The following is a 14,948-nucleotide window of genomic DNA, read 5'->3' as shown; positions in this document are numbered from 1 at the left end:
TTGAATTACCTGAAAGGGGAGACCCGTTTCAAAGGCGGTATTCGGCGAAAGCAGAAGAAAGCCGCGCTGGATGAGACCTACCTCGCAGACATTCTCGCGGTGTAGGGTTTTTCATGCGTTTTCCCTGCTGCTCGCGACTGAGGTTCAGCACGCGCTGCATGGGCGCATCCAGGCGGACCAGGCTGCCATAGTCGATGGCGGGGTGGCGCAGCAGCTGGGGAATGCTGGTATAGGAATGCGTTTCCCGTCGTCCGGTGCGAGGATGAAAGCCCGTCAGTTCGATGGCACGGTTATCAACCAGCTGTACGCGCGGATAACGGCAGACCCCGTCACGGATGGCGTCTTGCAGGGTATACACGAAGTCAGGCAGCAGCATCTGAGTTGTCGAGGCAGCCGAGCCGCTTTTGGCTGAACCTGCCGGATAGGCAGGCAACGTCGCTTCGGACTCAGGTGGAGCATCGGCCACCTCGAGATAGCGCAGCAGCGGCAGGCAGCTGCCATCGGTGCGCCATGGCGTGCCCGACAGGGCCATGGTGTAGGTCATCTGGCGTTCCAGCGCCATCAACGCCATGCCCCACTGGTTGGGACCCTCACCGCCGATATGCCCGGCGGCATGGTGGCTCTCGTCCCAGATCAGCAGAACCCGGTAGCGATGGCCAAGATGCTTGAGGGCGTCCAGGCGTCCGGGGAGCGCGTGATAGGTCAACCCTGCACCGGCGGCGCCGAGTTGGCCGTGCATGGGGCGATCGAGTACCGCCTGTAGCGTCTCGACAGCGGCTTTCACCACGGCCCGGGTAGGACCGCAGTACAGCACATGGTCAATATCCCCTCGTGCCATCAACGCCTTGGCCAGTTCGGCGGCCAGACGCATCTTGCCGGCTCCCGGCGTGGCCTGGCAGAGGAAGTGAGGATGCCGGGGCGATAACGTCTCAAGCGCCTGATCGAGGCATGCTGACTGCCAGGGGCGCAGCGGAGGCAAGGGCTCGCGGCCAGTGTCTTGGGGTGAGGAAGGGAGTTTCATGAGTGCCCCTCCTCGACAGCCTTGCCAGTGGTAATCACCATCGATTTGAGTGTCTGCCTTACCTTCAGATTGGCGTCCCACTGACCCTGCAGGCGTCCGCTGCGCTCGATAGCGCTCTCCAGCAGTGGCGAGATCTGTCGACGGGCGTCGGGGAATGCCGTGATAAGGCGCTTGTAGTGCTCCGCCTCGCTGATGGCGACCTGCATGGCGGTCTGTAGGCGATGGCGTTCCTGCTCCAGATGCGCGAGCAGTGAGTCAGGTGGTGAGGAGGAGGGGGCGCCGGCATCATGTGGGGTGGCAGAACTGGCCGAGCCTTCATCGTGATGCGCAGTCCCATCCAGCTGCATTCGGTAGAGTGGCCGGTTCTTTCCACGCACCCCGATCTCTCTGACCAGCTGGTGGGTCTCCAGGGTACGCAGCCTGTCGCGAACGCGATAACGCAGCTGGATAGGGTCAATGTCCTCCAGTTCCGGCAACTTGAGCAACTGATCGCGTACTTCGGGAATGGTGAAGCTGGCATCGGCCTCGGCATGACACAGCAATTGATGGTCGAGCGCTTCGGCGATCATGCGATACAACGGATCGCTGCTGCGTCGTTGCGGGCAGGGCAGGGTAGTGGCGGCATCGACACGCGGGCTCATTCGCTGACCTCCTGCACCACCTCCAGGGCGATTGCATCGGCGGCGCGGGAGAGCGCCTCGGCCTTGCGCATATGGGCGTGGTAGCGGCGGTAACGCACCCCCAGGCTGCTGTTGGAGGTAAGCGCGGCTATGGCCATGGCGCGGTGGGCGGCAGCACGCGCCCGGCGATTGCTGCGGTGGGGGAGAGGGATGGGGTAAATCATGGGTGTGACTTCCTTTGTGATATGAAGTCGCCCACATTGCTGTCAATCAATGGAGGCGACGGCACGCGGGTTGACAGACCGGACACAAAGGAACCCGGCAGACCCTAGGGTCTCCCACGCACCGCCGCCATAGTCATGGCAGACACAGAAATGCGCCTACCATATCAGTGGCGCTAGTGCGCCTTTGTGTTTTCGGGCTGTCAATCCCGTTCGAGCAATTGACTCGACATTCATACAGTAGCAGCGAGCTATTGGCTTGTAAAGCGACCAGCGCTCCATACTCCCCCCACCACCGGGGATCGCTTCATGGTGATCGTCTACTTGTCACGCAGGGGCGGGTCACCGGCACATATAATCTGACACGAGGTGCTGTCATCAAGATCGCTTCAGGATGTCGGAATGGATGATCGACAGCGTATGAGCATAGTGCAGAAGCGTCGTGCCGGAGTGGCGATGACCGATCCACTTGGCCACCGCTTCGTAAAGATTGCCTCGCTGCAGAATGCCATCACCTCCAGCTGAGCAGAAGTGATCCAGCACTTCCTGGCAGCGGTCGACCTGAAGCAACTCATCAAAACGATACGATAAGCTTTCAGCAAAGTCGTGGTGCTGGGCGGCGTGTAGTCTCAGCAACAGCCAACTGACCGCGGCATGACGCAGACTGTGGAAATCGATGCGTTGCCCTAAGCCGTCCTTGAGTATCGGCAGGATAGCGCGTCCAATTGCCTCCTTGCTGTACGCATCCGGCTGTCCCCTAGGCCCGAAAAGCGCGATATCTTTCAGTGGTAACGCGGGACATTGTCGGCGGCGTTCCTGTATCCAATCATTCAGGGTGGGAATGACGTCCCGGCAAGCCAGCACATGGAATGGAACGCGCCGTCTGGCAGCAGGCGTCTTTCCGCCTCTCACGATGATCCAGCAGGCTGTCGCGCCATCCATTGGCGCGATATCTGACATCGCGTCATTCATGAAGTCATCGGAAAATCCTACCCAGGGCTCGATCTGAATATCTGCCAGGGTCAGGTTGGCGACTTCGCCGATGCGCAGCCCGCCATAGCAGCCCAGTGCCAGCATCAGCGCATACATCTGGTTGGTGGAGCCGATGACGCCGGCATGGGTCAACTGTTTCCAGATCAGCTCGGCATCACGCGGGGAGATGATCTCCGTGCGCAGCGTACTCATGGGGACGTCGATGTTCGCCTGCGGCAAATGCAGTCCGTCCAGAAGACCCAACTCGGTACAAAACGAGAAGAAACGCCGGAGTAGCATCAAGGTGTCAGCGCGTGTGCTGGCTTCCAGGCGTATCTCCTGCAGCAACGTTAGCTGAATATCTTCGACGGTATCATCATCCCACTCTTGCAGATCCAGAATGGCGGGGTTTTCGAGAATGCTCATATGACTCAGCCGAGAAAGATACGTCCTGACCGTACTCCACTTGTAGGCCTTCTGACAGCAGAGCAGGTCATAGGCCCAATCCAGCAGCAGATGCACATAACTGGTTTCGGTGTTGGTTAACTCGGTGACGTGCCGCTGGTAGCGAGTGATGATGGTTTCGGTCCTCTGTCGGTGCGCGGCTTTGGTATAGGGCGTGCCGACTTCGGAAAGGATGGCATTGAGACACTGGTTGATGGTGTTTTTCAATTGACGTGCCCAGTCGTCGGGCAGCGATGCCGTCGGTCGCTCCCAGCTCCCGGCAGGGCGTGTCAGGGCTTCCGGTGCTTGGGCGATGACAGGCATTTTGGTACGGGTGGTATTGAGCGTATCCGGTTCGTCTTCCCACCGAGAGCTGCCCAGCAGCGTGCGGGTGGTGCTGGTGGGTAATGGGTAGCGGGTCAGCAGTGTGGCCCATAGCGGCGGCACCTTGGCAAACACCGGGAGATAGCGTGCCGCTCGTGCCAGGGTATACCAGCTCATGCAGTGACGCGGCATGAGTAGTGAGCCCTCGCGTCGGGACGCTTTTTGGTAGGCCTGGTACGCCTTGTTCAGACGTTGGCGCACTACCGATTCACGCTTGTGCAAGGGTTTCTCAGCCTCTCGCGCTGAGAATACCAGCAGCGTGTCAGGGGCCCGGGATGGTGCCCGAGCCCGGATGGCACGCAGTGCCTGCCAGACATCATGCGGTACCTGCAGGGCGTAGCGTCCCACCTGGGGTAACTCGATGGGTTGCGTCGGAATCGACAGCCAGGAATCCTTCGCCACCATCTCATAGCGCAGCATGGCCAGCGTCGAGACGATGACGCGCTCCCCCATGCCCAGTCGCGACGCCAGCGACAGCGCCATCGTCAGTAGCCAGCCATCGGGATGTTCACTTTCACGACACCACTGCAAAAGACCGGCACGGAGCGACTTGGCTTCCTCGATATCCTGTAATTGCTCGCCCCGCTGGGGCATCGCCGTCGGACGATGCAGCGGCTGTGGGGTGGTGGGCAAGACATTATGGCAGTAGGGGAGTTCATTGAGTGCCTCGAGCACCTCTGTCACGCGCCGGCGGCAATCGGCCAGTCGGTAGGACTGTCCCGCGGCCTTGCGAGCATCGCGATAGGCAGAGACCAGTGCGTCGACCTGGTCGCTCTTGAGTGCCAGACGTCCCTCTGCTTGATACGCCATGATCATATCGAGTAATCGCTCGGTCTCGTCACGCCGCTGTGCCCGGCACACCGTTGCGCCGAGGGTCACCAACTGCCCCATGAGTAGGGGCGTCGACAGCGTCATTGCCATGGTGTTGTCTCCATATTCAGGACTTGGTAGCCGGTGGCCTTCAGCCATGCGCTGATATGTTGCTGACAGGCCTGGCTTTGATAGAGGGATACGTTGGCCCGGGGATGGGTCCGGTCGCGGCCTATCCTGGCGTGGCCGGCATGCGCGTCCAGCTCAGCCTCCGGGATGGCCCGATACAGCGCCGTCGTCAGGCTGTGCCGTGTGGCGTTATCAGCCGGCAGCAGCGCCTCTGACAGGGGCTCAGTGTTGAGCAGTCTGGATAGCACCTGCCGGAAGTCGCCGTGGTGAATCGCGCGAATCCGACACTGGGGCTGACGGTGATGCGTCAGGTAGATCCAGGTCGGCCACTGCTGGTCGGTGCGTCGCTGGTCATCGATCGGGGTGTGGTGTCGTTCCATCAGCAGGATCGTCTTCTCCACCAGTGTTCTGTGTGACGCCAGTTGTTGCAGGATGCTAGCGTCAACAGGAATGACTCGGCTCTCTGTGCCCCGGCGCGACCCCTTGTCACGGATCCAGGCCCGAGTGCCCGTGATCATGCCTTGCGCATTCGCGGAAGCGGGCCTCGCGCCAGTTGCCAACAGCCATCCGAGATAGGCATAGGCGGCAGTCAGTTGGACATAGTCGACGACTGACGCGATAGGCAGGGGATCCGGTCGCAACCACGTTTCCAGTGGCTCACGGGCTTGCTCGATGGCGTCTTGCAGGCGAGTCGTCCACGGTTGCCAGGCCGAGGCGGCCAGGGCTCGGCTGGATCCCACATAGTCGCTGCTGGCGAGCGCCGGTGGTGACGAGGGCGTCAGGACCTCACATCGGGTCATGCCGGCGTCGAACAGCTGCTGCAGCGGGTCCCGGTCTAACTGTCGGTAGGCGGCGGGAGCTGAATGGAGCAGGCCATACTCGCCTCTCAACGTCAGTAGGGAGTGGTTGTCACGGGCCAGGCTGCCCATGAGCAGTGGCGACGTTGCCGCAAGTCGCTCGGCCGTGGGGGTGAGGCCTGGCGCGTCCCGAAAGTGTCGCTTAAGCCTTCGATTCAGGTGGGCAACGCTGCCGGCCAACGGCGTCTCTTCGTCCACGCTGAGCAGGGCGTCATTCACCTCGGTAGGCAAACCCAGTGTCACCCACTGGTGTGCGGTGCCGCCGTCTTGTCCCGGGCTGGGCCCATCCCGGAGTCGGTAGCGCCAGGTGGCCGAGGTCGGATGCCATCGAGGAGGGTCAGCAGGGTCATCGTCGGTTGGCGCGCTGTCATGAGATTTGCGCTGCAGGGTGACCAGGCGACGGACGGGCATACCCGTGACCAGCAGCAACCGTGTCAGGGCCCATTCGGCGGGCGGCAGGTCGAGGCTGAGAACCTGCCGGATTTGCCCTGGTGTCAGTCGATGGACGTCTTCCTGCGTGGCCAATGTCTGGGTCGCGGCCATCTGCACCGCCTGGCGCGCCGCGCGGCGGTCGTCGGCGGGGGTCAGCTGGGAGGGTGTAGATCGCTCGATCACGGGGATGGTCTGGTCGGGGGTATCGGCCGTCTCACGATGTGGTGCGGTGTGACGGGCATACCGATAGCCGCGTTCGCTCAGTTCCTTGTCGAGTTGACCCTCGTCCGAGGCCCGGTCCCTGCTGGGGGTATCCGTGACCCGGCGCTGTGGGGCGAGTGGCGCATCGGCGATCTGTTCACGACGTGATACCTGGTAACCGTTGAGTTTTCTGGGGCGCTGAGAGACGCGACGTGATCGCTGGTAACCGGAGAGGTCGGCACCGACACGTATACCGGGACGCCGTTGCTCCTCGTACAGCTCATACAGTGTCTGGTATTGGCGACTCGCATCCTGCCGCTGCGTCTGCATCACGGGATGCCCCATGATGCGAATGACGTCGTCATAGCTTGAAAGCGACATCCCATGTAGCTCGGCATGATCCAGCACCAGAACCAGGATGTCGCGGACATGGCGGACCTGGGTGCCATAGATGCCGGGCACGGCGCCGCGGATGACGGGGGTGAACCAATCTCTGAGCAAGCGTCTGGCCGTGAGCGCGTCCTCGTGGTGCCGATTGAGGAATCGTGGCTGGCTCAGCGCATACCAGAGCGGGTATTGAGTTCCCGTCGTGGTACAGGGGGTCGACGACAGTGACGTAAGATTGTCAAAGGCGGTGACTAACTCTGCCGGTATCGGCATCGCATGGTCCTGGGCATACAGCTCAGCCGCCTGCTGTAGATCGGGACGTGTGGGTGGGGGGAGCATCTCACTGATGACTCCCATGAAAAGGGGGCGCAGGGAGGCCTCCATGCCATGGGAATCGACGATCCGCTCATATCGCTCGATGATCCACCCAGGGGGTTGCGGCGTCTTGTTCATTCAAGCCTCCTTGCCAACGTATGAGAAAATCCATGGATCACATCAGTGCGCCATTGTCCGATGTTCAGCAGCGTATGGCTACACCACGAGATCCATGGTGCGGATGGTTTATAGATTAAGTCCCAGATGTTTATTAATCACTGTGTTAATATGATGTTGATACGATGGTGTGATGTTCTGATCCTCACTGTCCGGGTCAATAAACTCTTCCTTTGGGATTGAATTCATTGTATTTTGTGACGTTTTTTCGTCTCTTTCATTCTTTACGTTGTCGCATTTTTCCTCGCCATCTTTAGCTGAGATTGTTGTGTTCTCTGACTTTTCCTCTGACGTGGCGTGTGCTTTTTTCCTATGTGCTGCATCCGATGTCGGAAGGATCCCCTTCTTTCGTAATGCGGTCATATCATGCTCAATGGTCCGGTTTGAAAATGCATTGTTGAAAAGCTTTTTATAGGCATTCGGTTTCGCCATATCTTCCCCTGGCAGAACGACATGAGTGACGAAGTCGAGCAGCGTATCGTGCTTCAATAGTGTCTGGATGCAAGATTGTCTGAGACGTTTTTGCTCTCCCTTTTCGTTGCTGCCCAGGCAGGCTGGGACAATTTTTCCCAAATAGAATCCCCAGAATTTTTCCTCGCCGGGTTTCAGTGCTGCTCGATCGATCACATGGCCCACAATGCTGCGTACACCGGGGGCGCCATACTGCTCGAGCTCACGAACCACGACAGATGGGTTGATGAGCTCTAGCTCCTGGCCACCCCCATCCAGAAAATAGGGTGTCGTGTCGAGCTCAAGGGCTGTGCCTCCATACGGTGAGGCGTGGGCGCGGATCTCCGCGCAGTCGCTCACCTCAACGACCCTGATCTCGACCGGTGTGCCCCAGGCGCTTTTATGGATCGGACGTTTCGCGATCTGCATGTCGTTCTCTCCCGTTGCCTATTTGATATAAGGGGCAAGCCCCCAGGAGGGGTGGTGAAGACGTCGCTCTCCCGACACATGGCGGGCGGACAGAGCGCCTCGAGCCAGCGTGGCCTCGGCAGGGTCTGGGGTATGGGTCGCGTCTGGCAGACGCTGGCGGCGACGGTGAACAATGCTCATGAGGGTGTCCTTCTGATGTGGCGTACTTCTATACAGGGGTCACCGAGTTGGGTTTTGTGACGGCGCAGCAAATTTTTTTTCACATACGGTTCCCTGGGCCGGACGCCCACGCCGGCACTGGCCAGTTCCGAGGCGGGCCATTCATCAGACCTGCTGGTTGGCTCGCGCCGTCAGGTGAGCTGGGACAACAGGTGCCAGGGAGGGGGACGTCGTCACCAACGAGTGGATAGACGGATGGCATGACGGTTGGTCCTGTGGTCCATACCGTCGCTGATCAGGTGGGGGCTGGCAGACATGATGATGCGTCCCGTGATCCCGTGGGCCGATGCGGTGAGTCGCAAGTGGCAGGGAAGGGGCGGGGCATGGAGAAGTGGCGCGAGGCCACCCTGCCGTCAGGCAGAGTGGCAGCGTCATTGCACGCACGAGCGGCGAGTGCCAGCGGTGAAAATGATCAACCGGTGGCCTGAGAAGGGCGAGGTACCCAGAGGTGCTCTGAGGCAGTTTAAGGTCCTTGCGGGACCGATATCATCACAAGAAAGGCGACTGAGGGGGTGTGGCGAATGAGCGATCTGGCGGAGCGCCTTGCCTCACCCTTGGGTGGGCCAGGCGCATGATGGCAAAGACGAATCAGCTAACCCGCTGATTTGACCGACATCGAGTGATAAGCCGGTTTATTTGTTTGTTCAGATCACTCGCTGCGGTCGCAGCGATCTCGTCAGTCCACGCCGCAGTGAGGGTGGGCTAGGCCTGGGGAGATTCACTCAACATCACTGCAAACTGCCTGAAAACGGCAATGGAATCGTAGCCGTTCTGTGGTTCGCGTAAGCAGGATAAAAGGGTAAATGCCGACGTAAAGAATGCCACGTCACAACCACCATAAGGGAGAGATCCATGCCGAGCTGTACGTCAGGCGTATGCCAGTGAGGCATGATAGGCAGTTTTAGCTCTGACACTGTTGATGCGGGCTGTTACCCACCAGAGTCAAAGTTGGTACGGCGAAGAGCAATGGTTGCTGCCGGCCGTTCAGGAATCTTGCTGATTCGTTTAGCCCGGCCAGCTACCGGGTTGTCACCGATCAGTGCGATGGCGACTTGCTTATACCTTATATGGTGATTTTCTGATGTCAACCCTTTTGTTCAATCTCACACCTGAGTTGATGCTGCGTAGGGGAACGACGCTGAGGTTTGCATGGTGTGCTGAATGGACAGGTTGGCCAGAATCTTGCCCATGGTAAGCGACCGGGCACCACCGCCGGCGCACGGTGATCGTGCCCCGTGATGAGGGCAGCTCGATGCAAATCTCGCCAGCGGTGGAGGGCGGTGTTGGCAGGCTGGCCTCTGCTGGCGGCACCGGCGGGGACGAAGTCCGGCACTGCCGGTAGCTGGCTCTGCCGCTTGGCCTTGCGGATCCAGGTCTGGACGAGGTTGGTGTTGAGCCCATGCTGCAGGGCGACCTGGGCAATGGAGGTATCGCCCTGCAGGCAGGCCGCGACGATCTTGGCCTTGAACGACGGGGCGTAGCGACGGCGGCGACGGGTCTCACGCTCGGTGTTTGGGGACGTCATGAATAGGTACCCATCTATTGTTACGTGGGCACCTAATGTCACCGGCCAACGCCTTCCGCGGAAGATGTGTTCAGCAGCCGGTTACGCCCAGCCAGAAAGCCTGTGTTGAGGTCAGGTTGTTCATGGTGTCCTCCAATGATCAGAGGTCACCAATGTGGCCGGCGCCAGTCAGTTCTAGAAGATGGGGTTGCTGGAGCGCTTACCTATTCATCGCATCACCGGAAAGTGGCCACAGTGATGGAATTTCAGAATTAGACGTTGATAGGCTCCCGCCATCCAGAATCCGCAGGGTACCTACACCGACCAAGGTGTGAGGGGATGGTCATCCAGGTGAGAGGGGGAAGAGAAGACATTGACTGGCTGGCGTAACTTGACGCACCATTCCATGTGGCGGTATAATGGAATAAAAAGGGGTAAAGGGATGATCCAAAGCTTTCGCGATCCATGGTTAGCTGATTTCTTTGTCACCGGCAAGGGGAACAAGAAGATTCCGGATGTCATCAAGTCGGCACTGACGCGCAAGCTCGACATCATTGATGCCGCCGTGGATGAGAACGACCTCCGTGTGCCGCTTGGGAATAGGTTTGAGCACTTAGTGGGCAAGCTGGCAGGGAAATGCGCCATCCGAGTCAACAAGCAGTATCGCCTGATCTTTGAATGGGACGGCGAGAAAGCCCACAACCTTTATCTGGACCCTCATGCTTACAGGTGATTGCCATGATTCAGACCAAGCGTAAGCCTACGACTATAGGGGAGATGTTGGCCCATGAGTTCCTTGAGCCGCTGGAACTGACTCAGACCAAGCTTGCTGACCAGATGGGTGTGAGCCCTCGGCTTGTGAACGAGCTGTGCCGCAATAAGCGGGCTGTCACCGCTGATACCGCGCTAATGCTATCCCGCGTTTTCGGTAACTCTGCACAGTTCTGGTTGAGCCTGCAGCAGAAGGTGGACCTCTGGGAAGCGACTCACGATGCTAAGCGACGCGAACGCATCGAGAAAGCTAAGCCGCTGGAGGTGGCGATCGGGGCGGACGGGGGCTAGACATGATGTTTTGACCTGCCCGTCCTCAACGATCGTGGGTTAGTGTTGGGGACGGACATCCATCAACAGCAGAGCCACATTGAGGAGGGCAGGTCATGACCAAGTTTAACGTTGAACACGCGTCACTTCACACCGCCGGCGCTTCTATCGAAACGGCGCAACCGACAGTTCATGCCGCGTACGTAGGCCTGGATGTCCACAAGGAGACAGTGGCGATCGCCGTGGCCGAACCCGGTCGGCAGGAGCCGTGCTATGAAGGTGAGATTGCCAATACGCCCAAGCGGGTCGAGCGCAAGATTCAACAGCTCAGTGAGCGGTATGGCGGGGGCCTACTCCAGTTTGTCTATGAAGCCGGCCCCTGCGGCTATGGCTTGTACCGTCAACTGCTGGCCAGTGGTCATGACGTCCAGGTGGTGGCGCCTTCGCGAATTCCGAAGGCACCTGGTGAGCGGATCAAGACGGATCGGCGTGATGCTATCAAACTGGCGCGCCTGGCTCGCAGTGGCGACCTGACGCCGGTCTGGGTTCCGGATACCGAACAGGAAGCCATGCGCGACCTGACCCGAGCACGTGACGACATGAAGGCTCAGGAGCGCAAGGCTCGCCAGCAGCTGAACGCCTTTGTGCTACGCCACGGTCATCACTGGCCTAAAGGCCGTACCCGCTGGACCCAGACCCATTGTTCTGGTCAAGTCGTAGCGGACACTTTTATTAAGCTGCTTCCGCGATTTTCTCGATCTCCCTCGGCGCGTGGTAGCCAAGGGTCGAGTGGAGCCGGCAGCTGTTGTACTCCATCTCGATATAAGTCACGACGTCGCGCCTCGCTGACAGGCGGGTCCAGTACCGCTGCCCCTCCAGCCATTCGCTCTTTAGAGAGCCGAAGAAGCGCTCCATGACCGCATTGTCCCAACAGTTCCCCTTCGATGCGGCTCATGGAGGCCAGGAACCCGTGCTTAACCAGTCGTTCACGATACGCACGGGAGGCGTACTGGCTGCCGCGATCCGAGTGGTGGAGCACGCCTCGGGGAGGTCGCCGGCGGCCAATTGCCATCTCCAGGGCGTCCAGGGTGAGTGACGTCTTCATGTGGTCGGCCATGGCCCAGCCGATGACCTGTCGGTCGTAGAGGTCCAGCACGGCCGCCAGGTACAACCAGCCTTCCAGGGTCCAGATGGCGGTGATGTCGGCCACCCACGCCTGATTGGGCTCAGGCACCGTGAACTGCCGCTTGAGCAGGTTGGGAGCCACTGGCAGCCCGTGGTCACTGTCCGTCGTATGCCGGTAGCGGCGACGCTGTCGGCAGGCAACACCGGCTTCCTGCATCAGGCTACGCGCCTGATAACGACCGACCGTATGACCTCTGCGACGGAGTTCCTTGGCCATTCGCCGGCTCCCATAGCTACCACGTTTCTGATCGTGGATGTCCTTGACCTCCCGGTGCAGGCACTGGCGCTGCTCATCGGGTTCACGCTGACGCCAGGCATAGAAGCCACTGCGGCTGACGTCCATGACACGGCACAGCACCGCCACTGGGAAGTAGGCCTTCTCCGACTCGATGAACTGGTATCTCAGCTCGACTCTCTCGCGAAGAAGGCCGTGGCCTTTTTTAAAACCTCCTTTTCAATCCGCAACTTACGAACTTCTTCGCGAAGTTTCATGATCTCGGCATCCCGCTCATCTGCCTGGTCGTCAGTCACACCATCCTCCCGGTCACGTTGCTGGCGACACCAGCGATCCAGCAGGCTGCGATCGATATCCAGCCGCCTGGCAGCCTCGGAGATGGCATAACCCTCTCCTCGCACCATGTTGACCGCCTCAGCCTTGAATTCGTCGGAGTACCGACGTCGCGTTTTCTTGGTCATGAACACCTCCAATGCCTCCAGTATGAGGCTTACCGGGGTGTCCGCTCCAATTAGACCAGTTCAGATCACACTCACCGGTAACAGTCATGCCCGGCGAATGCTGGTGGAGTCGGCCTGGAGCTATCGCTTCCCGGCACGCCAGACCGGCCATTTGAAGCGCAAAGCGGCCAATGCACCCGAGGAGGCCAGAGCCATTGCCTGGAAGGCCCAGAAGCGCCTGTGCGGGCGTTACCGGGATCTGACGCGGTCAGGAAAAAACACCAAGCTTGTGTGTGTCGCTGTGGCGCGCGAACTGACCGGCTTTATCTGGGACATTGTCTGCCGGGTGATGCCCGAGTCGCAGGCAGCTTGACAGACTGTAGCCACCACGCTGGCATTGCATTCAAGTCATCAGCAATCATGCTAATGGAGGTAACAGGCACGTTGAGTCAGGGCAGGATCGGGCCGGTGTGGAGAACCCTTGACCGGGCTAAACCGGCATTCGTTCGGGATAATCCCTGAGGGCATTCCCGGCGAGTGATCCCTGCTTCTAGAGAAAGGCAAGCTCCGCGACGCAGTGAAGTCAGGTGGTACCCAACCCACGTATATCAGCATGATCCACCGTCGCAGTCTGCCCGATCCTGTCCTGCCCCAAGGTGCCTGCCATCGGGAGGTGCAACATGTGAAGTCCGTGCAAGCCTTGACAGGTCAAAACATATCAGCCCGGATGTTGCATCGGGCTGACCAGAAGTGCTCAGGTTTCAGGCCCGGAGAGTGTAATCCCTCTCCGGGCCTGAAATTGGCTACATATTGATCAAATTGCTGAGTTCAGGACGCACTGCCCCCAACCCCCATGTGTTTTCTGTGCCGGGGACAGCACGCCGCGGCGCTATCCCGGCACCAGTTTGCTGGCCAGCTTCAGGAAGAGGTCCTGCTCCGGGTACTGGCTGCTCAACATCAGCCGAATGGTGCGCGTGTTGCGGGTGATGACAGCGCCGATCTTTAGCAGCTTCAGGCGGAGGGTGTTGACCTGGGCCTGGGCGAAGGTGGTGCGCCTGAGGTAAACCCGACGCAGCCGCTCCAGGAGCAGGTAGGCCAGCCCCGAGAGCAACAGCCGGTACTGGTTGGGCCACCATTCGTGGCACGTTGGTCCGGAATGGTCGGTCACGATAGATCGGAACGGGCGGTCACGATGCCCCGGAATACGCAACTTGCTGGGACTGACCGCTGCAGGACTGCTTGTCAATCCAGGCCTGCCATTGCGAGGCAGGATAGCGAGAGTGACGTCGCTTCGACAGGGGGACTGATTCTCCTTCGGGAATGACGGAATCGGCGTAGGAGATCAGGCCACCTCGGGATACGACGCGCCAGAACGGCCACTTACTCCAGAATAGGGTGTCGCGCCGGAGACCGATTGATTGCTTTCCCTGCCTTGACAAGGCAATGCAATCGCATTACTTTAAGTGCATTGCTGTTGCATTGCCATTGAGCGGAGGCCAATCATGAGCACGGCCATTGAGGATGACTCCACCCTGACGGATCGCTACCAGACGACCGTTCCGGCATCGGTTCGTCGTGCGCTGAAGCTGAAGCGCCGCGATCGGATTCACTACATGATTCGCCCCAATGGGGAAGTGGTGCTCACTCGCGCCCGCAATGAGTCCAGCCAAGATCCCGTGATGGCCAGCTTCCTGGCCTTCCTTGAGCGCGATCTGCAGGAGCGCCCGGAAAATATTCGTCCTGTCTCTGCCAGCACCTTTGCCGAGGCCGAACGCCTGACGGCAGGCATTGAGGTAGACCTCGATGAGGAACTGCCAGAAGACGACGACACATGAGTCCTCTGAAGATACACGGATGGACGATCTACGCACATCCGTTATTCCTGGAGCAGGTCGATGCGCTCACCAGGAAGGTGAATCGACTCCAGGAAAAGGATCCACTCGGATATCGCAGCAAACCGGCCACCAAGCGTCTGGCGGCGATTGTGAAGCTGGCCAAGCACGACATTCCACAAGACCCGGCAGGCTCTCAGTATCGCCAAGGAAACACCCTCGGGACTGAGCACACCCATTGGTGCCGGGCAAAGTTTTACCAGCAGTACCGGCTGTTCTTTCGCTACGACCTTGCGAGCAAAATCCTCATCTACGCCTGGGTCAACGACGAATCCACCAAGCGCGCCTATGACAGCAAACAGGACGCTTATGCTGTCTTCCGCAAGATGCTCAAGAACGGTAACCCACCGGATAGCTGGAATGACTTGTGGAGAGCGGCCATCAGTGATGGCGAACGCATCAAAACGCTTCTGGGGGCAGAGGATGATCAAGATGCGCGTCAAACCTCGTACTTCAAGTTACATATAGCACATGAAAGTGTGTAATTTTTGATAAGAAGCCGCCTCCAGGCGGCTTTTTCTTGATACTACCTCTGTGAGGTGTATAGTGTAATTAGTGTATTTTATGTAGAGGTGGGCATGAC

At 59.4% G+C, this 14,948-nt stretch carries 12 protein-coding genes and 3 pseudogenes; 6 read left to right on the top strand and 9 right to left on the bottom strand.

Annotated elements, in window-relative coordinates; all coding sequences use genetic code 11:
* Positions 1-28 precede the first annotated feature (28 nt).
* From LWH48_RS17210 to tnpA, 7 genes are all read right to left on the bottom strand, one after another.
* Positions 29-1,021: a DEAD/DEAH box helicase gene (locus LWH48_RS17210; protein WP_232913533.1), complete on the bottom strand. Its 993-nt coding sequence runs from the start codon at positions 1,019-1,021 to the stop codon at positions 29-31.
* Positions 1,018-1,662 carry a hypothetical protein gene (locus LWH48_RS17205; protein ID WP_232913532.1) on the bottom strand — a complete coding sequence of 215 codons (645 nt, stop codon included), beginning with the start codon at positions 1,660-1,662 and terminating at the stop codon, positions 1,018-1,020. Before LWH48_RS17205 ends, LWH48_RS17210 begins: the two co-directional genes overlap by 4 nt.
* Complete coding sequence (locus LWH48_RS17200) at positions 1,659-1,865, bottom strand: hypothetical protein (RefSeq protein WP_232913531.1); 207 nt, start codon at positions 1,863-1,865, stop codon at positions 1,659-1,661. Before LWH48_RS17200 ends, LWH48_RS17205 begins: the two co-directional genes overlap by 4 nt.
* A gap of 375 nt (positions 1,866-2,240) precedes the next feature.
* Entirely contained in the window at positions 2,241-4,583 is a 2,343-nt protein-coding gene (locus tag LWH48_RS17195; protein ID WP_232913530.1) for a tyrosine-type recombinase/integrase, read from the bottom strand.
* Positions 4,574-6,931 (bottom strand): hypothetical protein, encoded by a 2,358-nt coding sequence (locus LWH48_RS17190; protein WP_232913529.1) that lies wholly within the window; start codon positions 6,929-6,931, stop codon positions 4,574-4,576. The genes LWH48_RS17195 and LWH48_RS17190 overlap by 10 nt, the downstream gene beginning before the upstream one ends.
* A gap of 108 nt (positions 6,932-7,039) precedes the next feature.
* Entirely contained in the window at positions 7,040-7,849 is an 810-nt protein-coding gene (locus LWH48_RS17185; RefSeq protein WP_232913528.1) for a hypothetical protein, read from the bottom strand.
* 1,303 nt (positions 7,850-9,152) lie between these two features.
* The gene (gene tnpA / locus LWH48_RS18400; RefSeq protein ID WP_332875639.1) at positions 9,153-9,593 is read right to left on the bottom strand and encodes an IS66-like element accessory protein TnpA; all 441 of its coding nucleotides are present in this window, start codon (positions 9,591-9,593) and stop codon (positions 9,153-9,155) included.
* A 421-nt stretch (positions 9,594-10,014) separates the two neighbouring features.
* Here tnpA and LWH48_RS17180 point away from each other — a divergent pair, with 421 nt between their 5' ends.
* The 3 genes and pseudogenes from LWH48_RS17180 to LWH48_RS18465 form a co-directional block, all read left to right on the top strand.
* On the top strand, positions 10,015-10,305 hold the full coding sequence (locus tag LWH48_RS17180; RefSeq protein ID WP_232913527.1) for a type II toxin-antitoxin system RelE/ParE family toxin: 291 nt from the start codon (positions 10,015-10,017) through the stop codon (positions 10,303-10,305).
* Positions 10,306-10,310: 5 nt separating this feature from the next.
* Positions 10,311-10,634 (top strand): HigA family addiction module antitoxin, encoded by a 324-nt coding sequence (locus LWH48_RS17175; protein ID WP_232913526.1) that lies wholly within the window; start codon positions 10,311-10,313, stop codon positions 10,632-10,634.
* Between the two features lie 95 nt (positions 10,635-10,729).
* Positions 10,730-11,248 (top strand): annotated as a pseudogene (locus tag LWH48_RS18465) (IS110 family transposase); the annotation flags it as partial.
* Positions 11,249-11,345: 97 nt separating this feature from the next.
* On the opposite strand, the pseudogene LWH48_RS17170 reads toward LWH48_RS18465, so the two are convergent.
* A pseudogene (locus LWH48_RS17170) lies at positions 11,346-12,494 on the bottom strand (IS3 family transposase).
* 97 nt (positions 12,495-12,591) lie between these two features.
* On the opposite strand from LWH48_RS17170, the gene LWH48_RS17165 reads away from it, so the two are divergent.
* A complete protein-coding gene (locus LWH48_RS17165; protein WP_232913525.1) occupies positions 12,592-12,846 on the top strand; it encodes a hypothetical protein in 255 nt (84 codons plus the stop codon).
* Positions 12,847-13,362: 516 nt separating this feature from the next.
* On the opposite strand, the pseudogene LWH48_RS17160 reads toward LWH48_RS17165, so the two are convergent.
* A pseudogene (locus LWH48_RS17160) lies at positions 13,363-13,620 on the bottom strand (transposase); the annotation flags it as partial.
* A 355-nt stretch (positions 13,621-13,975) separates the two neighbouring features.
* Between LWH48_RS17160 and LWH48_RS17155 the strand changes: the two are divergent.
* Both LWH48_RS17155 and LWH48_RS17150 read left to right on the top strand, forming a co-directional pair.
* Entirely contained in the window at positions 13,976-14,308 is a 333-nt protein-coding gene (locus LWH48_RS17155; protein WP_232913523.1) for a type II toxin-antitoxin system PrlF family antitoxin, read from the top strand.
* Positions 14,305-14,850: a type II toxin-antitoxin system YhaV family toxin gene (locus LWH48_RS17150; RefSeq protein ID WP_232913522.1), complete on the top strand. Its 546-nt coding sequence runs from the start codon at positions 14,305-14,307 to the stop codon at positions 14,848-14,850. Before LWH48_RS17155 ends, LWH48_RS17150 begins: the two co-directional genes overlap by 4 nt.
* Positions 14,851-14,948 lie beyond the last annotated feature (98 nt).

Origin of the sequence: Halomonas sp. G15, assembly GCF_021282295.1 — a bacterium.
Taxonomy (GTDB): domain Bacteria; phylum Pseudomonadota; class Gammaproteobacteria; order Pseudomonadales; family Halomonadaceae; genus Halomonas; species Halomonas alimentaria.
This window is presented reverse-complemented; position numbering and strand designations above follow the sequence as displayed.